This window comes from Allobosea sp. 10L422 (assembly GCF_056395345.1).
In genome coordinates, this window is the sequence record NZ_JBFTJI010000006.1 from 325,094 (window position 1) to 340,801 (window position 15,708).

Below are 15,708 nucleotides of genomic sequence, written 5' to 3' on the forward strand. Positions count from 1 at the left end.
GGTCGTGCCGCGCGTTGTCCGCTTCAAACTGAGGCGGGAGCGATGAGCGCGCCCCGCGTTCATCTCTTCGACACGACGTTGCGCGACGGGGCGCAGACCACCGGAGTCGATTTCTCGCTCGACGACAAGCGCGCCGTCGCCGCGCTGCTCGACCGGCTCGGCGTCGATTATGTCGAGGGCGGCTATCCTGGCGCCAATCCGCTCGACACCGCCTTCTTCGAGGAGAAGGCGACCACGCAGGCGAAGTTCGCCGCCTTCGGCATGACCAAGCGGGCAGGGCGCTCCACTGCCAACGACCCCGGCATCGCCGCGCTGCTGGCGGCGAAAGCCGATGCGATCGTCTTCGTTGCGAAGAGCTGGGACTACCATGTCCATGTCGCGCTCGAGATTTCACTGGAAGAAAACCTTGCCGGCATCCGCGAGAGCGTCGAGGCCGCGAAGGCCGCGGGTCGCGAGGTGATGCTCGATTGCGAGCACTTCTTCGACGGCTACAAGGCCAATCCCGACTACGCGCTCGCCTGTGCCCGCACGGCCTATGAGGCCGGCGCCCGCTGGGTCGTGCTGTGCGACACCAATGGCGGCACGCTGCCCGACGAGGTCGGCGCCATCGTCCGCGAGGTCGCCAAGGTCGTCCCGGGTGACAATCTCGGCATCCACGCCCATGACGATTGCGGCTGCGCCGTCGCCAATTCGCTCGCGGCGGTCGAGGCCGGCGCCCGGCAGATCCAGGGCACGCTGAACGGGCTGGGCGAGCGCTGCGGCAATGCCAATCTCGTCACGCTGATCGGCGCGCTGAAGCTCAAGGAGCGCTATCGCGACCGTTTCGAACTCGGCGTCAGCGAAGACCAGCTCGGGGAGCTCACCCATGTCTCGCGCGCGCTCGACGAGATGCTGAACCGCGCGCCGAACCGCCACGCGCCCTTCGTCGGCGCCTCGGCCTTCGCGACCAAGGCCGGCATCCACGCTTCTGCCGTGCTCAAGGATCCGCGCACCTATGAGCATGTCGCGCCGGAGGCGACCGGCAACATGCGCAAGGTCCTGATCTCCGATCAGGGCGGCAAGTCGAACCTCGTCGCTGAGCTGGAACGCATCGGCGTCACGCTCGGCCGCGACGATCCGCGGCTCAACCGCGTGCTGCAGGAGGTCAAGGACAAGGAAGCGCAGGGCTACGCCTTCGAGGGCGCCGATGCCTCCTTCTTCCTGCTGGTGAAGCGCATTCTCGGCGAGGTGCCGGACTACTTCGCGGTCGAGCGCTTCGCCGTGAATGTGGAACGCCGCTACAACGCGCTGGGCGAGCTCGTCACCTTCTCCGAGGCGATCGTCAAGGTGAAGGTCGGTGACGACCTGCTGATCTCGGCGGCGGAGGGCGATGCCGGCCCGGTCAACGCGCTCGATATCGCCTTGCGCAAGGATCTCGGCCGTTACCAGTCGCTGATCGRGGGSTTGCGSCTSGTCGACTACAAGGTGCGTGTCTTCCAGGGCGGCACCGACGCKGTGACSCGCGTSCTGATAGAGTCGGGCGACGAGACCGGCGAGCGCTGGACGACGGTCGGCGTCAGCGCCAACATCATCGACGCCTCGTTCCAGGCGCTGGTCGACTCGATCACCTACAAGCTGGTGAAGGCCGGCGCGACGGCTTGAAACCTCGCGCCGTCATGCTCGGGCTTGACCCGAGCATCTCTTACCGATGAAGGCGCTGGAACCTCCATTGTCCCGAGCTTCTCGGGTCTGCGCTTCGCTCCGCCCGAGAATGACGGGGTTCAGCCTCACTCCGTCAGGCGGATGACGCGATCCTTGCACAGGTCCATGTCGGCGTCGCTCGAGGCTTCGTCTTCGAACCGCGCCTGAACCGTATAGGAACAGCCCTGCGGCTTGTTGAGCTTGAGTGCGACGCTCTTGCCGGGCGCCAGCGGCTTGGCGAGCTTGGCGACGAGGCGTTGCTGGTCTCCGGGCGTCGCGATCTCGAAACTGTTGAGCGGAACGCTGCGCTGGTTGCTGATGGTGATCTGCGCATGCGGTTTGCCGGACTGCGCGGTGGCGGGCAGGATGGCGAGCATGAGCGCGGCGGCGGCGCCTAGCCCCTTGGCGACAAGATGTTGATCTCTCATGGTTGTTTCTGTCCCCGATCCCGAGCGTCGAACGCTCTGGCAGGATCAGACACCGGGCTTTCGACGAGAGCAAGGCGGCTTTCAGGCGAGACCGCAACGGATGGCGATGCGATCCCGCATGCATCGGCGCGCAATTGGGTCTATACGGGCGCGCCAACTGGAATCGTTTGAAAATGTCCGCGCCGTCAGCGCCCCCTCCGGCGTCGAGCTTCCACCGTTCTGCCGCCATCCAGCCGGGCTCCGGCTTCTTCGCGACCTTCCGCGCGCTCTGGCCCTATCTCTGGCCGGCGGAACGTGCCGACCTGCGCAGCCGCGTCGTCGCGGCCTTCGCCCTGATGTTGTGCGGGCGGCTGGTGCTGATGGGCGTGCCCTTCACCTTCAAATGGATAACGGACGCGCTCGCCGGCACCTATTCCAATCTTGAGAAATGGCTTCCCTGGCTGGTCGGCGCACCGCTGGCCTTGACGGTCCTCTATGGTCTGGCCCGCGTCGGCGCAGCCGCCTTCGTCCAGATGCGCGACGCCATTTTCGCGCCGGTCTTCATGCATGCGGTGCGGACGCTTGCATTGCAAACCTTCGGCCATCTCCACCATCTCTCGCTGCGCTTCCATCTGGAGCGCAAGACGGGCGGGCTCACCCGCGTGCTGGAGCGCGGCCGCAACGGCATCGAGGAGATGGTGCGCCTCGGCCTCAACCAACTCGTGCCGGTGATCATCGAGGTCGTGCTGATCATCGCCGTGCTGCTGTACCTGTTCGACTGGCGCTATGTCGTGGTGCTGGTGACGATGGTCACGGCCTACATGACCTACACCATCAAGGCGACGGAGTGGCGCATCGCCATCCGCTCGGCGATGAACGAGTCGGATACCGACGCCAATGCCAAGGCAATCGACTCGCTGCTCAACTACGAGACGGTGAAGTATTTCGGCGCCGAGGCGCGCGAGACCGCGCGCTACGACCAGTCGATGGCGCGCTACGAGCGTAATTCGATCAAGTCCTACACCTCGCTTGCCTGGCTCAATTTCGGCCAGGCCGCGATCTTCGCGGTGGGGCTGACGCTGTCGATGGTGATGGCGGTGCGCGGTTTTCAGGCCGGCACCAACACGGTCGGCGATCTCATCCTGATCAACGCGATGCTGATCCAACTCTATTTGCCGCTGAATTTCATGGGCACCGTCTATCGCGAGATCAAGCAGGCGACGCTCGACATCGCCCAGATGTTCTCGCTGATCGGCCGCGACCCCGAGATCCAGGACAAGCCCGGCGCGAAGCCGCTGCAGGTCCCTGCCGGCGAGGTCGCCTTCGAGGACGTGCATTTCGCCTATGTGCCGGAGCGGCCGATCCTGCGCGGCGTCTCGTTCAAGGTCCTGCCGGGGCAAACGGTTGCGATCGTTGGCCCGTCGGGCGCCGGCAAGTCGACGATCTCGCGCCTGCTCTTCCGCTTCTACGAGCCGCAGAAGGGCCGCATCCTGATCGACGGCCAGCCTATCGCCGATATCCAGCAGGTCTCCCTGCGCGCCGCCATCGGCATGGTCCCGCAGGACACGGTGCTGTTCAACGACACCATCGAATACAACATCCGCTATGGCCGCCCCGATGCGACGGCGGAGGAGGTCGAGGAGGCCGCTCGCCTCGCCCAGATCGACCGCTTCATCCGCCTCTTGCCGGAGGGCTATGCGACATCGGTCGGCGAGCGCGGCCTCAAGCTCTCGGGCGGCGAGAAGCAGCGCGTCGCCATCGCCAGGACGATCCTGAAGGGGCCGCCGGTGCTCGTCCTTGACGAGGCGACTTCGGCGCTCGATTCCTTCACGGAAAAGGAAATCCAGGACGCGCTCGACCGGGTCAGCGAGGGCCGCACGACCCTCGTCATCGCGCATCGGCTCTCGACCGTGGTGAATGCCGACGAGATCATCGTGCTCGACAAGGGCGTCATCGTCGAACGCGGCCATCATCGCGACCTGCTCGCCGCGGACGGCGTCTATGCCGCGATGTGGAACCGCCAGCGCGAGGTCGACGAGGCCAAGGCCACGCTCCAGCGCGCCACCGAGGCGGAAGGCGAGAGCGTCAGGGTGAGCCTGGCCACATAGCGGCGCGGTCGGCGCCCCGTCATGCCCGCTCTTGTGGCGAGCATCCACGTCTTGAACACTGGCCTCGCCAGAGGAGGACCTGGATGGTCGGGGACAAGCCCGACCATGACGGATATGCCGTCAGCCATGCGCCTCTCGCCAGTTTAAAACCGCTCGCAACTTCGGCGTGTTTCCTGCATGCTCCGGCCGCAGGGCAAAGGCATTGGGGGAGCGGCTGCCATGTTTGATCCGACGACATTCGTAGGCTTTCACACCTGGCTCAGCCTGATCGCGATCGTGGCCGGGATTCCGGTCGCGGCCGGATTGCTCCACGGACATACACGGCCGGGCTGGACAGGCGTTTTCCTGTCGACCGCCTTCGCCACCAGCGCGACCGGCTTCGGCTTTCCCTTCAGCGGCATCCTGCCATCCCACATCATCGGCGCGATCCATATCGCTCTGGTCGCAATTGCGGCCTTCGCGTTGTATGGACGGAGGCTGGAAGGAGGCTGGCGCCGTACCTATGCGATCACAGCGATGCTGTCGTTCTACTTGCTGGTCTTCGTGCTGGTGGCGCAAATGTTCGGCAAGATCCCGGCCCTGCGGGCGTTGGCCCCGACCCAGTCGGAACCTCCCTTCGCCATCGCCGAAACAATAGTGCTGTTCGCCTTCGGCTTCCTGACCTGGAGAGCGGCGGTTCGCTTCGTCCAGATGCCACGGATCGTCTAGGGGAGGGGTTGCGGCTTCTGAGGTCCGGTGTCCGCGGCGCGGCCTGCTTCCGGTCGCGCGGCTGGCGCCATACCTCTCCATCGGTTTCCACTCCGGTGCACGGGGGGACGACGTGGATTCCGGCCTGCAGCACGTTTGAGCGGTGAATCCGCCGCAATGTCGCAGCTTCCGGGCTTTCCCTGGCGGGCAGAAGGCCCTAAATCAGCGCAACGCCCGTGGCCGTGCATGCCAGGGCATCGTCGTTCACGCGCGCTCGATGCGCCGACAGGTTCAACGGATACCGCCTCATGTCTCTCGTCGATTCCGTCCGCAAGGTGATCGTGCCCATCCACAAGGAGGGCTATGTCTTCATCGCCATCGGGCTGGTGGCCACGATCATCCTCGCCAATCTCTGGTCGCCCTTTGGCTGGGTCGGCGCGATCATCACGGTCTGGATCTGCTACTTCTTCCGCGATCCCGTCCGCGTCACGCCGCAGCGAGAAGGGCTGGTGATCTCGCCCGCCGACGGCCGCATCAGCCAAATCGCCCAGTCCCTGCCGCCGCCGGAGCTCGAGCTGCCGGCCGAGCCGATGACGCGCATCTCGATCTTCATGAACGTCTTCGATTGCCACGTGAACCGCACGCCGGTGCCGGGCCGCATCGCCAAGATCGCCTATACGCCGGGCCTCTTCCTCAATGCCGAACTCGACAAGGCCAGCGACGACAACGAGCGCAACGCGCTGGCGATCGAGACCGCCTCCGGCATCGTCGGCGTCGTCCAGATCGCGGGCCTGGTGGCGCGCCGCATCGTTCCCTTCGTCAAGCAGGGCGATACGCTCGCGACGGGCGAGCGTTTCGGCCTCATCCGCTTCGGCTCGCGCGTCGACGTCTATCTGCCGACGCATGTCGTGCCGCTGGTCGGCGTCGGGCAGACCGCGATCGCCGGCGAGACCGTGCTGGCCGATATGAGCGGTAACGAGCCGGTCGCGCGTAGCTTCCGCGACCTCTGAGAGGGTAGGGTGGGGACGACGTGCCTCGCCACGTCCTCCGCTGCTAGCGCGGATTTGAGAAACCGCGTATTTCGGCAGGCATGAGCGACCTGTTTCCTCCTTTCGAGCCCGAGCGCGCCGAATCAAAGCGCGCTCGCTTCAAGCCGATCCCCTTCCGGCTGCTGGCGCCCAATGTCATTACGCTGCTGGCTCTTTGCCTCGGCCTGACGGCGATGCGCCTCGTCGTCGAGGGCAAGCTTGAAACGGCGACGATCTGCATTCTGATCGCTGCGGGGCTGGATGGCGTTGATGGCCGTCTGGCGCGCMTGCTSAAGGGCACGTCSCGCTTCGGMGCCGAGCTCGAYTCGCTYTCGGATTTCGTCAATTTCGGCGTCGCMACSGGCTATGTGCTSTGGATYTTCGTCCTGCACGAYCTSMRKTCCTTCGGCTGGATCATCGTGCTGACGCTGGCCTGCGCCATGGCGCTGCGCCTCGCGCGCTTCAACGTCATGATCGACGATCCGGACCGGCCGGACTGGCAGAAGGAGTTCTTCGTCGGCATGCCGGCGCCGGCTGGGGCGATCACGGCCATGCTGCCGGTCTATCTGCACATCATCGGCGTTCCCGTGCAGGAATATGGCGCGATCTTCGTCGGCATCTACATCCTGTTCATCGCCTTCCTGACGATCTCGCGCATCCCCTGCTATGCCGGCAAGACGCTGGGAACGCGCATCCCGCGAACCCAGGTGCTGCCGATCTTTGTCGCTGTCGTGATCGTGGCAGGGCTGCTCTTCGCCTACACTTTCGAGGTGCTGACCGTCGTGGTTCTGGCCTATCTCGCGCTCATCCCGGTGAGCGTGGCGCGCTACCGCAAGCTCGAGCGCGAGCATGGCTTGTCGTCACCCGCTGCCGCCGTGGGCAGTGACGCTCCGCAAGAACCAGTCTGAGATGTAAGCCAGAGACGGATTCGCCGATCGGTTCGCGGTGCAAGCCGATCGGTAAAACGGTCTCCAGGCGCGCGCTTTTAGCGCCGGCCGCCACTGAGCCGGGCGGCGTTGGCCCGGGTGCGCCGCGCAAAGGGCTCCAGCGTGCTGTCGGCGACGCGGACCGCCGCTGCCGCGAAGTCGAATTGGCCTGGCAGATGCAGCGCCAGTCCCCACCAGAACGCCGTGGCTGCCTGCGTCGCGGCCACGCTGCTCTCAACCACCGCGGAAACCTTCTCCATCACGGCCTTGGTCGCTTCGCGCTGGCCGTGGCTGTCGCCGAAGGCGCCCTTCATCAGGATCGGCATCCGCATCGCGATGGTGAGGCCGGCTTCGGCCTGCATGGTCAGCACGCGCGCGGCAAGCACTTGTGCATCTGCTCCCGTCGCGATGGCGGAGCGCGATGACTTGCGCGTGCTCGGCATGGACAAACTCCCAAAACGATGCGGCGTCATGCCGAGGGGAATCGATCCTGCCGTTGCTGGCTCGACTTGGCAACCAGTAGTATACCAGTTCTCCCGCCCTGCTTTATGCAGGAAGCGCGGGGCAGCGGGCTCCAACGACCGTTGACACAGACGGTTCGCGCCGCGGTTGCGGATTTATCGCTGCGCCGAAATACATTAAGGCTGGTCACGCGCCGGGCGTCTCCGGTGACGGAAAAGTGTCGGGCTGTCTTTTGAGTTTTTTCTCCTCCCCCAAACATCCCGGCTGGCGCCCGATGCTGGTGCTCGCCTCGGCTTCCCCGCGCCGCCTCGCATTGCTCGAGCAGGCCGGGCTGAAGCCCGATGCGCTGTTGCCGGCCGATCTCGACGAAACGCCGCACAAGGGTGAGCGCCCGCGCGATCTCGCCCGGCGGCTGGCGCGCGAAAAGGCGGAGGCTGCGCGAGAAGGGGCGAAGGCGCGCGCGGATCTGGAGGGCTGCTACATCGTCGCGGCCGATACGGTGGTCGCTGTCGGCCGGCGCATCCTGCCCAAGGCCGAGATCGTGGACGAGGCGGCGGCCTGCCTGCGCCTGCTCTCCGGGCGCGCGCATCGTGTCTATACGGGCGTTGCACTCGTAACACCCTCGGGAACGATTCGGGACCGCATCGTCGAGACCCGGCTGCGCTTCAAGCGGCTCTCGACTGAGGACATCGAGCACTACCTCGCCTCCGGAGAATGGCGCGGCAAGGCGGGCGGCTATGCCGTTCAGGGCATAGCCGGCTCCTTCGTCATCAAGCTGGTGGGCTCCTATACCGGCGTCGTCGGCCTTCCGCTCTATGAGACAGTCAATCTGCTGGGCGGAGAAGGCTTCCCGATCCGCTTCGGCTGGATGAACGCCGCCTGAGGGGGTTGCCCGCACACGACGTCGGGTCCCGGCACGATGAGTGCGCTGCTTTCGACTGAAAAGTGGGGCCGGCCGGTGCCATCACAGACGGGTGGATCGCCGCCGTTGCATCCGATAGGACGCATGGCGATCTATGGCACCGGGGTCGAACTGGCCGTGGATGGAGGCATCACGCTCAAATATGACTGAAACCGACAAGCCGGCGCCGGCTGCGAAGCCCTGCTCGATCTGCGGCAAGCCCGCGGTGGCGCGCTTCAAACCGTTTTGCTCGGCGCGCTGCGCCGATATCGACCTCGGCCGCTGGCTGAAGGGAAGCTATGTGATTCCCGGCGAACCGATCGAGGAGGCTGAAGAGGCTCCGCCCCAGCCTGATCGCGAGAATTGAGGCGCTGGCCCGTCCGGACGGCCTCGCTCCGGGCGTGAGAACCGCGGCGGCGGATGATGCGGCGATGTTTCTCGCGGCCACCGGCACGAGATCCGGTCGGCCTTTTTGCGACCAGAACTCGGCGCGGCGGGAATAGGCGGGTTGCGACCGCTGCCTGATCGCATGCTGCAAGCCGGACTGGGACCTGCTAGGCTGTGGAATGACCGATTTTCCCGACATCATCCGCTCGCCATTGTCACAGCGCTTCACCGAAGACGGCGTCACCGTCCAGGTCGAGATCTACCGGGTCGACGGGACAGAGGGCTGGACGCTCGAGCTCATCGACGAGGAGGGCGGCTCGACGGTCTGGCAGGACAGCTTCGCGACGGACGCCGAGGCCTTCGCGGAATTCACCGACGGCGTCGAGCAACTCGGCCTGGCGAAGCTGATCGACCCCGACGAGGACGATCTCGCGACTGTGCACTGAACGGCGATATCATGGCCTATACCGACGAGCTCGACGCGGTCATCGCCTGCGAGCAGCGGCTTCGCCGGCAGATCGCCATTCGCCTGGGGGAAGAGACCGGGATAGCGTCTGACCTCAACCTCACGGAAGAGGCCTTGGCCGCTGCCGATGCCGCCATCGCGGCATGGTGTGCGCAAGGCGAGGAGCAGCAGGATCTGGCGGCCTTCAGGCCCATCGGTCCGCTCCAGGAACTGCTAGCGGAGCATCGCGGCATCGTCGAGCGCATCGAGGATATGCGCGACCGGCGCCTGGGCTGAGGCTGCCTGCGACGCCTCGCGGCCCCGTCCGCTGGCGATGCCCGCAGCGTTTCGGGGCGGGCCTTCCCAACGCGATCGGGGTCGCGATTCGACATCGAATGGTCGATTGCCGCGGCGTCCCGCCTGTGTTCGTCTTCGGTCGACGAACGAGAAATGCAGGGAGGCCCAGGTGCTGTTCAACAGTCGTTTCCTCGCTGTTTGGATGAGAACGGCCATTGTCGCCGTCATCTTTGCTGCCGTCGTCGTGCCGATGGTGGTAGCGCATTAGCTTTGGCGCCTGACGCCGATTTAATCCGGCCGTAACCGCCGGGCGGGTTCCTCCCATTTAAGAGCATAGCCACTCGTCTTCGGAATGGGCCAGCCAGACATGGCCCTCGCAGGCGAGTCCGGCGCCGGCGCCTGCGGAGAGGGAGCGCGCCGTTGGGAGGCGGCATCGCTCCCTCTCCAACACATCGAAGTCTTGCAGCGCCGGCCGGCCGGGGCGCGGCGTTCTGACGCAATCATCCGATTGAAGGAGGAAGATGTCGTTCTCGCACGCTAGGTAGCGTCAAAGCCCGACCAGTCTGATGCCGCGCCAGATCTTTGGTTTGATTGTTCGGCGTGGCGGTCGGTCGTTCTCAAGCTGGCGAGGTCGACATGGATCGTCTGATTGGTTCGCTCTATCTGGCTGCCATCGCGCTGACGATGACCACCTGGATCGGACTGATCGGCTACGGCGCCTGGCACTTCCTGTTCTGAGAATCCCAAGGCTCTCGCGCGTGGCCGGGCAGCGACTGCTTGCCGCAAGCTGGCGCCGCCCAAAAACAGTCTTTCAAACCTTTTGGAAAAACGAATGGTGCCCAGGGGCGGAATCGAACCACCGACACTGCGATTTTCAGTCGCATGCTCTACCAACTGAGCTACCTGGGCGCCCCGGGGCGCGACGCGCCGTCCGTGTTGGTGGGGGCGATATAGAGGCTGTCGTCAGGCCTGTCCAGTCACTTCAGCCGGCTTTCTACAGTCCCTGTGCAAGTGTGGAGAAATCTGGCCCCGCGAGCTGGGAAATGGCGGGAATGGTGCCGGCCTCAGGCCGGCATCTGGGCTTCTTCCCGCCACGCGGCGCGGTCGATCACCGTCGCCAGGCGATCCACCGCCATCAGTGCTTCGCGTCGCGCCTGCTCCGATTCGAGGATCGCCGCCTGGCCGTAGAGGAGCCGGGCGAAGGCAATGACACGGTTCACCACGAGGAACGACGCATCCTGCAGAGCCTGGGATTCGCGGAGAACCTCATAGAGGTGCGCCACATGGTTTTCGGCACTCTCCTGCAACGCCTTCGCATTGAGGACGCCAGCCTTGAGCACATCGGCGCGCAGGGTCTCTATGTCGCGCGCCAGCAGCTCCTTCACCCTCTCAGCCATGGTTCCCCCTCAGAAGGAGATTGTTCTGTCGGCCAGATCGAAAATAGCACCGAAGGCAGCGCCGATCAGCGCCAAGCATGACGTTTGGTTACCTGCTTCTGTACGGCGGCCATTTCAGCTTGCGGCAAATTTGATCGGAGAGGAGATGTGCTCGGGTCCCAGCCGGCTCAATCCTCGGAATCCTGGGCGATCGGCGTTTCCGCAGGGCGAAAATACTTGCCATTGACGATGCGCACGAGCGTCCGGACCAGAGCGGCCACCACGATGACCAGCGGAGCGCCATCACGGCGTTTCCCTCCAGCGCCAGCTACAGCGCCAGGCCACAGCTCGCGGCGTTTCCGATGACAAGCAGGAGCTTCGAGCTTCATCATCGTGCCGGATGATCCTGCTTCGGGGTAGGGGAAAGGGGATGGTGCAATGCAGCTGACTTTTGGTTTCGGCGCCGCAGCGCGTGTCCGCATGAATCGCGGCGGCTGAGGCCCACCACCCACCAAAAGGCGCTATTGACGCTGGCAACCGCGCGGGAAAGGATGGCGCGTGCTTGCCGTCGCAGCTCCCGCGTGCCGGGGCGCTCATCGATCGGATCGACCGCGGAGGCGCTTTCTCCTGGCGCTGGCCGGTCTCCCCTTGTGCCTCGCAGCGGCGCGGGCATTTGCGGGAGATTTGCTGCCATGGCCCGACGAAGCGTCGCCGGCGCTTGCACTCGACCGTCTTGATGGCCCGGCGATCGATCTCGCCGATCTGCGCGGCCGCCCCGTCATCGTTCATTTCTTCGCGACATGGTGCGCGCCCTGCGTCGAGGAGTTGGCCTCGCTCGATGCGCTGGCGGCGCGGCTCGGCGCGGGTGCGAGCATCCTTGCCGTCGATGTCGGCGAGGTCGATGCGCGGGTCCGCAATTTCTTTCGGCAGCGCCCGGTGCGTTTCCCGATCCTGCTCGACCGCGACCGTGCGGCCATGAAACGCTGGCGGGTGGAGGGGCTGCCGACGAGTTTCGTGCTCGATCGCGATCTGCGCCCCGTCGCGCTCGCCGCCGAGCCGCTCGACTGGATCAGCCCGCCGGTGCTGGCCGCGCTCGAAGCCATGGTCGGAGCCAAATCAAGCCCATCCGACGCCAACGACGACAAGGGAAGGAGCACACCATGATCAGCCGTCGCGATATGCTCAGGACCGGTGCCGCCGCGGGGGCGGCACTTGTGCTGCCGCGCGCGGGCATCGCGCAGGCACCCGCCTTCGCTCCCAAGCCCGGCAAATGGCGCGATTTCGAGGTGGTGACGCGGCTCGATCTGGCTGGGCGGGGGAAGGCGCAGGCCTGGGTTCCGCTGCCCTCCGTCACCGAGGTCGACTGGATCAAGCCGGCTCGCAACGACTGGCAGACCAATGCGGCCTCCGCCGAGGTCGTCAGCGATCCGAAATACGGCGCACGGATGCTGCATGTCGTCTTCAAGGAGGGGGCGGCGGCCCCGGCCGTCGAGGTCCGCAGCCGTTTCGCCTTGCGCGACCGCGCCGAGGATTTCGCTGCGGGCACGGCGCCGGCGCTGGGCGCGGCCGAGCGCAGGCTCTATCTGGAGGCGACCGAGCTCATGCCGACGGACGGCATCGTCAAGGAAACCGCCGAGAAGGCCGCTGCCGGCAACGCCAGCGATATCGACAAGGCGCGCGCGATCTACCAATGGGTCGTCGCGAATACCTTCCGCGATGCGAAAACCCGCGGTTGCGGCACCGGCGACGTCGCCTCGATGCTGCGCAGCGGCAACCTCGGCGGCAAATGCGCCGATCTCAATGCGCTCTATGTCGCGCTCGTGCGCTCGGTCGGCATCCCCGCGCGCGATATCTACGGCATTCGCGTCGCGCCTTCTCAATTCGGCTACAAGAGCCTGGGCGCCGGTTCGGAAGTCATCACCAAGGCCCAGCACTGCCGCGCCGAAATCTGGCTCGAAGGCCATGGTTGGGTCGCGACCGATCCCGCCGACGTCCGCAAGGTCGTGCTCGAGGAGCCGCCCGGCAACAATGCCGTCGATAATCCGAAGGTCGTCGCCGCGCGCGAGGCCCTGTTCGGCGCCTGGGAGGGCAACTGGCTCGGCTACAACATGGCGCATGACCTCGAATTGCCGGGTTCGAAGCACAAGGTCGGCTTCCTGATGTATCCACAGGCGGAGGTGGCCGGGGCGCTGCTCGATTGCCTCGATCCCGACACCTTCAAATACACGATCAGGGCGGCCGAGATCACCGCCTGACGACGTCGTCCCCGGCCGGGGCCGCGTCGGCGCCCGGCCATGCCGCCCGGAGACCGATGATGAATGACACGATCGAGCTTGAAACGCCGGCGAAGCCTGCCGCCCCCCGGCTGACCAGCCTGGCGCATGGCGGCGGCTGCGGCTGCAAGCTGGCGCCCTCGGTGCTCCAGCGGCTCCTGGCCGAGCATCCGGCCGCGGGGCCTTACAAGCAGCTTCTCGTCGGCACCGAGACAGGTGACGATGCGGCCGTGTGGCAGGTCGATGAGAATACATGTGTGGTCGCCACCACGGATTTCTTCATGCCGATGGTCGACGACCCCCGTGATTTCGGCCGCATCGCCGCGGCCAATGCGATCTCGGATGTCTACGCCATGGGTGGCAAGCCGATCATGGCGCTGGCGATCCTCGGCATGCCGCTCGACAAGTTGCCGATCGAGACGACACGCGAGATTTTGATGGGCGGCGCCTCGATCTGCGCCGAGGCCGGCATCCCCGTCGCGGGCGGCCACTCGATCGATGCGCCCGAGCCGATCTACGGCCTGGCGGTGATCGGGCTTCTGAATCCACGGAATCTGCGCCGCAACAGCGGGGCAAGGCCCGGCGATGCGCTGATCCTGACCAAGGCGCTGGGCGTCGGCATCTATTCGGCCGCCTTCAAGAAGGAACAGCTCTCGCCGGCGGCCTATGACGAGATGATCGCATCTGTGACCTTGCTCAACCGCATCGGCGCCGAATTGGCGGAGGATGACGATGTCCACGCCATCACGGATGTCACCGGCTTCGGCATCCTCGGCCACGGGCTGGAAATGGCGCGCGGTTCCGGAGCCACGCTGCGGTTGAAACTGGCCGATCTGCCGTTCCTTTCGCAGGCAGAACGGCTGTCGCAGGAGGGCAGGGTGACCGGCGCCTCGCACCGCAACTGGGCAAGCTATGGCGAAGGCGCCGAGTTGCCGGCCGGGTTGCCGGACTGGCGGCGCCATTTGCTGACCGATCCGCAGACCTCCGGCGGGCTTCTGGTCTCCTGCAAGGCGGAGCGGGCGCAGGACATCCTCACGCGGATCAAGGCGGCGGGCTATCCGGCCGCGCGGATCATCGGCGCGGTCGAGGCGGGACCGGGGCGGGTCGTGGCGGCCTGACAAGAGAGACTCCGTCATTCTCGGGCCGAGGATAGCGAAGACCCGAGAATCTCTTCCCGAAGAGGGCGCCTTCTCCTGCCTGAGATGCTCGGATCAAGCCCGAGCATGGCGATGGAGGCTGCTCAGGCCTCCCTGATTTCCAGATTCCGCCCCCAGACGTCGAAGAAGGCGCCCTTGTTGAGAACCAACCGGTCTTCGCGCAGTGTGTCTTCCAGCTCGCGCAGCCGCTTGCGGGCCAGGTCATCGGGCACGAGGCCGCCGCCCTCGTCGCGCGTCGGAAAGAAGGCCGCTCCGTCCCAGCTCACGCCGGCACCGCGCAGCATCAGGACGATATCGCCCCAGTCGATCTCGTCGCCGACGACATGGACGAAGGTCGAGCGCAGCGGCTCCACCTTCGGCTCGGTGATCTTCACGAGCACGATCAGCGCGGTGAACGGGCCCTTGCGGAAGAGTTTTCCGAGCCAGCGGTCGAAATCGGTTCCAAGACCTTTAGATGTCGACACGCGGCGAACCCTCGGTCGGGCAGGCCGCATCGGCGGCGCACTCGAAATGCAAGATCGGGTCGAGGGCAGGGGCCGCGCTATCGATCATGCCGCCTCAGTGAATTGGCGGAAGAGAATGACCGCCAACCTGCTTGAAATTGGCCGATTTTGGCATGTCTGGCATTGATATTTGCCTCGTTTGCCCTATTTGCCGTACTGACGTTAGTATGACGGTTATGATGACCTAGGTTCGGCGGAAGGTTGAAATGGCGCTCAACAAGCTATCTGAAAGCCGCTGCAAGAGTCACGTCAACCCCGGCATGCTGGGCGATGGCGGCGGCCTTTATCTGCGTATCCAGAAGCCGCGCGGCGACCTCCCGCCATCGAAGAATTGGGTGTTCGTTTTCCGGCGCGGCGCTAAGCGCGTTGAGATCGGACTCGGTGGCTATGGATCGGGAACGGCGCCCGTTAGCTTGGCTCTGGCGCGGCAGAAGGCGCAGGCCATTCGCGACCGCCTAGTCAATGGAGAAGACCCGCGCAGGCCGAAACCTGCGCCCAAGCCGACGACGAAGCCGAAGACGTTCGCCGATTGCATGGAGGCGCTGCTCGAAAGCAAGGCCGAGGGCTGGCGCAACCCCAAGCACCAAGCGCAATGGGAAATGACGCTCCGCCACTACGCGAAGCCGTTGCACGACATGCCAATCGCTGACATCGCGTTGGGCGACGTGAAAGAGGCATTGCTTCCACATTGGCATGAGCGGCCCGAAACCGCCGACCGGCTGCGTATGCGTATCAGGGCAGTGATCGACTACGGCATCGCCCATGAATGGCGTAAGGCGGGCAACCCGGCCCTATGGCGGGGCCTACTGGACAAGGTGATGCCGGCCCGGAAGAAGCGGGAAAAGGAACACCACGCGGCGCTCAACCATATGCAGGCCGCTGAGACAGTCGCAAAGCTTCGACAGTCGTCCGGCACGGCTGCGTGATCCACCCCCGTTGAATTGGTCCACCCTGAAGTATGTCTTTTGGCAGACAGGAGGACCGATATGCCGAAGAAGCGCCACAAGCCCGAAGAGATCGTCGCAAAGCTGCGTCAGGTCGATGTGCTGGTCTCGCAAGGGCAATCCGTTG

Annotated in this window: 18 protein-coding genes and 1 tRNA gene; 13 read left to right on the plus strand and 6 right to left on the minus strand. The window is 65.4% G+C overall.

Annotation, left to right across the window (positions count from 1 at the left end; translation table 11 throughout):
• The first annotated feature begins 42 nt into the window (after positions 1-42).
• Positions 43-1,641: a citramalate synthase gene (cimA, locus tag AC1DEZ_RS14955; RefSeq protein WP_476779853.1), complete on the plus strand. Its 1,599-nt coding sequence runs from the start codon at positions 43-45 to the stop codon at positions 1,639-1,641.
• Between the two features lie 125 nt (positions 1,642-1,766).
• Here cimA and AC1DEZ_RS14960 read toward each other — a convergent pair whose 3' ends face one another.
• Entirely contained in the window at positions 1,767-2,108 is a 342-nt protein-coding gene (locus AC1DEZ_RS14960; protein WP_441512372.1) for a hypothetical protein, read from the minus strand.
• Between the two features lie 173 nt (positions 2,109-2,281).
• Between AC1DEZ_RS14960 and AC1DEZ_RS14965 the strand changes: the two genes are divergently transcribed.
• The 4 genes from AC1DEZ_RS14965 (at position 2,282) to AC1DEZ_RS14980 (ending at position 6,818) form a co-directional block, all read left to right on the plus strand.
• Positions 2,282-4,195 (plus strand): ABCB family ABC transporter ATP-binding protein/permease, encoded by a 1,914-nt coding sequence (locus tag AC1DEZ_RS14965; protein ID WP_441512373.1) that lies wholly within the window; start codon positions 2,282-2,284, stop codon positions 4,193-4,195.
• 219 nt (positions 4,196-4,414) lie between these two features.
• Entirely contained in the window at positions 4,415-4,903 is a 489-nt protein-coding gene (locus AC1DEZ_RS14970) for a hypothetical protein (RefSeq protein ID WP_441512374.1), read from the plus strand.
• A gap of 287 nt (positions 4,904-5,190) precedes the next feature.
• On the plus strand, positions 5,191-5,892 hold the full coding sequence (locus AC1DEZ_RS14975) for a phosphatidylserine decarboxylase (RefSeq protein WP_441512375.1): 702 nt from the start codon (positions 5,191-5,193) through the stop codon (positions 5,890-5,892).
• A gap of 80 nt (positions 5,893-5,972) precedes the next feature.
• A complete protein-coding gene (locus AC1DEZ_RS14980) occupies positions 5,973-6,818 on the plus strand; it encodes a CDP-alcohol phosphatidyltransferase family protein (RefSeq protein ID WP_476779854.1) in 846 nt (281 codons plus the stop codon).
• 77 nt (positions 6,819-6,895) lie between these two features.
• Here the strand turns inward: AC1DEZ_RS14980 and AC1DEZ_RS14985 are convergent, their stop codons facing one another.
• Complete coding sequence (locus AC1DEZ_RS14985; RefSeq protein WP_441512377.1) at positions 6,896-7,279, minus strand: hypothetical protein; 384 nt, start codon at positions 7,277-7,279, stop codon at positions 6,896-6,898.
• A gap of 293 nt (positions 7,280-7,572) precedes the next feature.
• Here AC1DEZ_RS14985 and AC1DEZ_RS14990 point away from each other — a divergent pair, with 293 nt between their 5' ends.
• From AC1DEZ_RS14990 to AC1DEZ_RS15005, 4 genes are all read left to right on the plus strand, one after another.
• The gene (locus tag AC1DEZ_RS14990) at positions 7,573-8,181 is read left to right on the plus strand and encodes a Maf-like protein (RefSeq protein ID WP_441512378.1); all 609 of its coding nucleotides are present in this window, start codon (positions 7,573-7,575) and stop codon (positions 8,179-8,181) included.
• Positions 8,182-8,362: 181 nt separating this feature from the next.
• Positions 8,363-8,566 carry a DNA gyrase inhibitor YacG gene (gene yacG / locus AC1DEZ_RS14995; protein ID WP_441512379.1) on the plus strand — a complete coding sequence of 68 codons (204 nt, stop codon included), beginning with the start codon at positions 8,363-8,365 and terminating at the stop codon, positions 8,564-8,566.
• 199 nt (positions 8,567-8,765) lie between these two features.
• A complete protein-coding gene (locus tag AC1DEZ_RS15000; RefSeq protein ID WP_441512380.1) occupies positions 8,766-9,032 on the plus strand; it encodes a hypothetical protein in 267 nt (88 codons plus the stop codon).
• Between the two features lie 11 nt (positions 9,033-9,043).
• Positions 9,044-9,328 (plus strand): hypothetical protein, encoded by a 285-nt coding sequence (locus tag AC1DEZ_RS15005; protein ID WP_441512381.1) that lies wholly within the window; start codon positions 9,044-9,046, stop codon positions 9,326-9,328.
• An 833-nt stretch (positions 9,329-10,161) separates the two neighbouring features.
• Here the strand turns inward: AC1DEZ_RS15005 and AC1DEZ_RS15010 are convergent.
• From AC1DEZ_RS15010 to AC1DEZ_RS15020, 3 genes are all read right to left on the minus strand, one after another.
• A tRNA-Phe gene (locus tag AC1DEZ_RS15010) sits at positions 10,162-10,237 on the minus strand.
• Positions 10,238-10,392: 155 nt separating this feature from the next.
• Positions 10,393-10,725, minus strand: coding sequence for a hypothetical protein (locus AC1DEZ_RS15015; protein WP_476779855.1), 333 nt, complete (start codon positions 10,723-10,725; stop codon positions 10,393-10,395).
• A 167-nt stretch (positions 10,726-10,892) separates the two neighbouring features.
• Positions 10,893-11,096 carry a hypothetical protein gene (locus AC1DEZ_RS15020; protein WP_441512405.1) on the minus strand — a complete coding sequence of 68 codons (204 nt, stop codon included), beginning with the start codon at positions 11,094-11,096 and terminating at the stop codon, positions 10,893-10,895.
• A 292-nt stretch (positions 11,097-11,388) separates the two neighbouring features.
• Here AC1DEZ_RS15020 and AC1DEZ_RS15025 point away from each other — a divergent pair, with 292 nt between their 5' ends.
• From AC1DEZ_RS15025 to selD, 3 genes are read left to right on the plus strand one after another with little or no spacing between them, the layout of a single operon-like run.
• Positions 11,389-11,868: a TlpA disulfide reductase family protein gene (locus tag AC1DEZ_RS15025; RefSeq protein WP_441512406.1), complete on the plus strand. Its 480-nt coding sequence runs from the start codon at positions 11,389-11,391 to the stop codon at positions 11,866-11,868.
• Positions 11,865-12,959, plus strand: coding sequence for a transglutaminase-like domain-containing protein (locus tag AC1DEZ_RS15030; RefSeq protein WP_441512407.1), 1,095 nt, complete (start codon positions 11,865-11,867; stop codon positions 12,957-12,959). The genes AC1DEZ_RS15025 and AC1DEZ_RS15030 overlap by 4 nt, the downstream gene beginning before the upstream one ends.
• A gap of 59 nt (positions 12,960-13,018) precedes the next feature.
• Positions 13,019-14,095, plus strand: coding sequence for a selenide, water dikinase SelD (selD, locus tag AC1DEZ_RS15035; RefSeq protein WP_441512408.1), 1,077 nt, complete (start codon positions 13,019-13,021; stop codon positions 14,093-14,095).
• Positions 14,096-14,217: 122 nt separating this feature from the next.
• Here the strand turns inward: selD and AC1DEZ_RS15040 are convergent, their stop codons facing one another.
• The gene (locus tag AC1DEZ_RS15040; protein WP_441512409.1) at positions 14,218-14,598 is read right to left on the minus strand and encodes a hypothetical protein; all 381 of its coding nucleotides are present in this window, start codon (positions 14,596-14,598) and stop codon (positions 14,218-14,220) included.
• A gap of 245 nt (positions 14,599-14,843) precedes the next feature.
• On the opposite strand from AC1DEZ_RS15040, the gene AC1DEZ_RS15045 reads away from it, so the two are divergent.
• Positions 14,844-15,563 (plus strand): tyrosine-type recombinase/integrase, encoded by a 720-nt coding sequence (locus tag AC1DEZ_RS15045; protein ID WP_476779856.1) that lies wholly within the window; start codon positions 14,844-14,846, stop codon positions 15,561-15,563.
• Positions 15,564-15,708: the final 145 nt, after the last annotated feature.

What these genes read in the sequence shown, in the direction of transcription:
- AC1DEZ_RS14965 (WP_441512373.1), top strand. Translation starts at nt 2,282, where the DNA reads ATGTCCGCGCCGTCAGCGCCCCCTCCGGCGTCGAGCTTCCACCGTTCT.
- AC1DEZ_RS15045 (WP_476779856.1), top strand. Translation starts at nt 14,844, where the DNA reads ATGGCGCTCAACAAGCTATCTGAAAGCCGCTGCAAGAGTCACGTCAAC.
- AC1DEZ_RS14985 (WP_441512377.1), bottom strand. Translation starts at nt 7,279, where the DNA reads ATGCCGAGCACGCGCAAGTCATCGCGCTCCGCCATCGCGACGGGAGCA.
- AC1DEZ_RS15005 (WP_441512381.1), top strand. Translation starts at nt 9,044, where the DNA reads ATGGCCTATACCGACGAGCTCGACGCGGTCATCGCCTGCGAGCAGCGG.
- AC1DEZ_RS14960 (WP_441512372.1), bottom strand. Translation starts at nt 2,108, where the DNA reads ATGAGAGATCAACATCTTGTCGCCAAGGGGCTAGGCGCCGCCGCCGCG.
- AC1DEZ_RS15000 (WP_441512380.1), top strand. Translation starts at nt 8,766, where the DNA reads ATGACCGATTTTCCCGACATCATCCGCTCGCCATTGTCACAGCGCTTC.
- AC1DEZ_RS14975 (WP_441512375.1), top strand. Translation starts at nt 5,191, where the DNA reads ATGTCTCTCGTCGATTCCGTCCGCAAGGTGATCGTGCCCATCCACAAG.
- yacG (WP_441512379.1), top strand. Translation starts at nt 8,363, where the DNA reads ATGACTGAAACCGACAAGCCGGCGCCGGCTGCGAAGCCCTGCTCGATC.
- AC1DEZ_RS15020 (WP_441512405.1), bottom strand. Translation starts at nt 11,096, where the DNA reads ATGATGAAGCTCGAAGCTCCTGCTTGTCATCGGAAACGCCGCGAGCTG.
- AC1DEZ_RS14990 (WP_441512378.1), top strand. Translation starts at nt 7,573, where the DNA reads ATGCTGGTGCTCGCCTCGGCTTCCCCGCGCCGCCTCGCATTGCTCGAG.
- AC1DEZ_RS14970 (WP_441512374.1), top strand. Translation starts at nt 4,415, where the DNA reads ATGTTTGATCCGACGACATTCGTAGGCTTTCACACCTGGCTCAGCCTG.
- AC1DEZ_RS15030 (WP_441512407.1), top strand. Translation starts at nt 11,865, where the DNA reads ATGATCAGCCGTCGCGATATGCTCAGGACCGGTGCCGCCGCGGGGGCG.
- selD (WP_441512408.1), top strand. Translation starts at nt 13,019, where the DNA reads ATGAATGACACGATCGAGCTTGAAACGCCGGCGAAGCCTGCCGCCCCC.
- AC1DEZ_RS15015 (WP_476779855.1), bottom strand. Translation starts at nt 10,725, where the DNA reads ATGGCTGAGAGGGTGAAGGAGCTGCTGGCGCGCGACATAGAGACCCTG.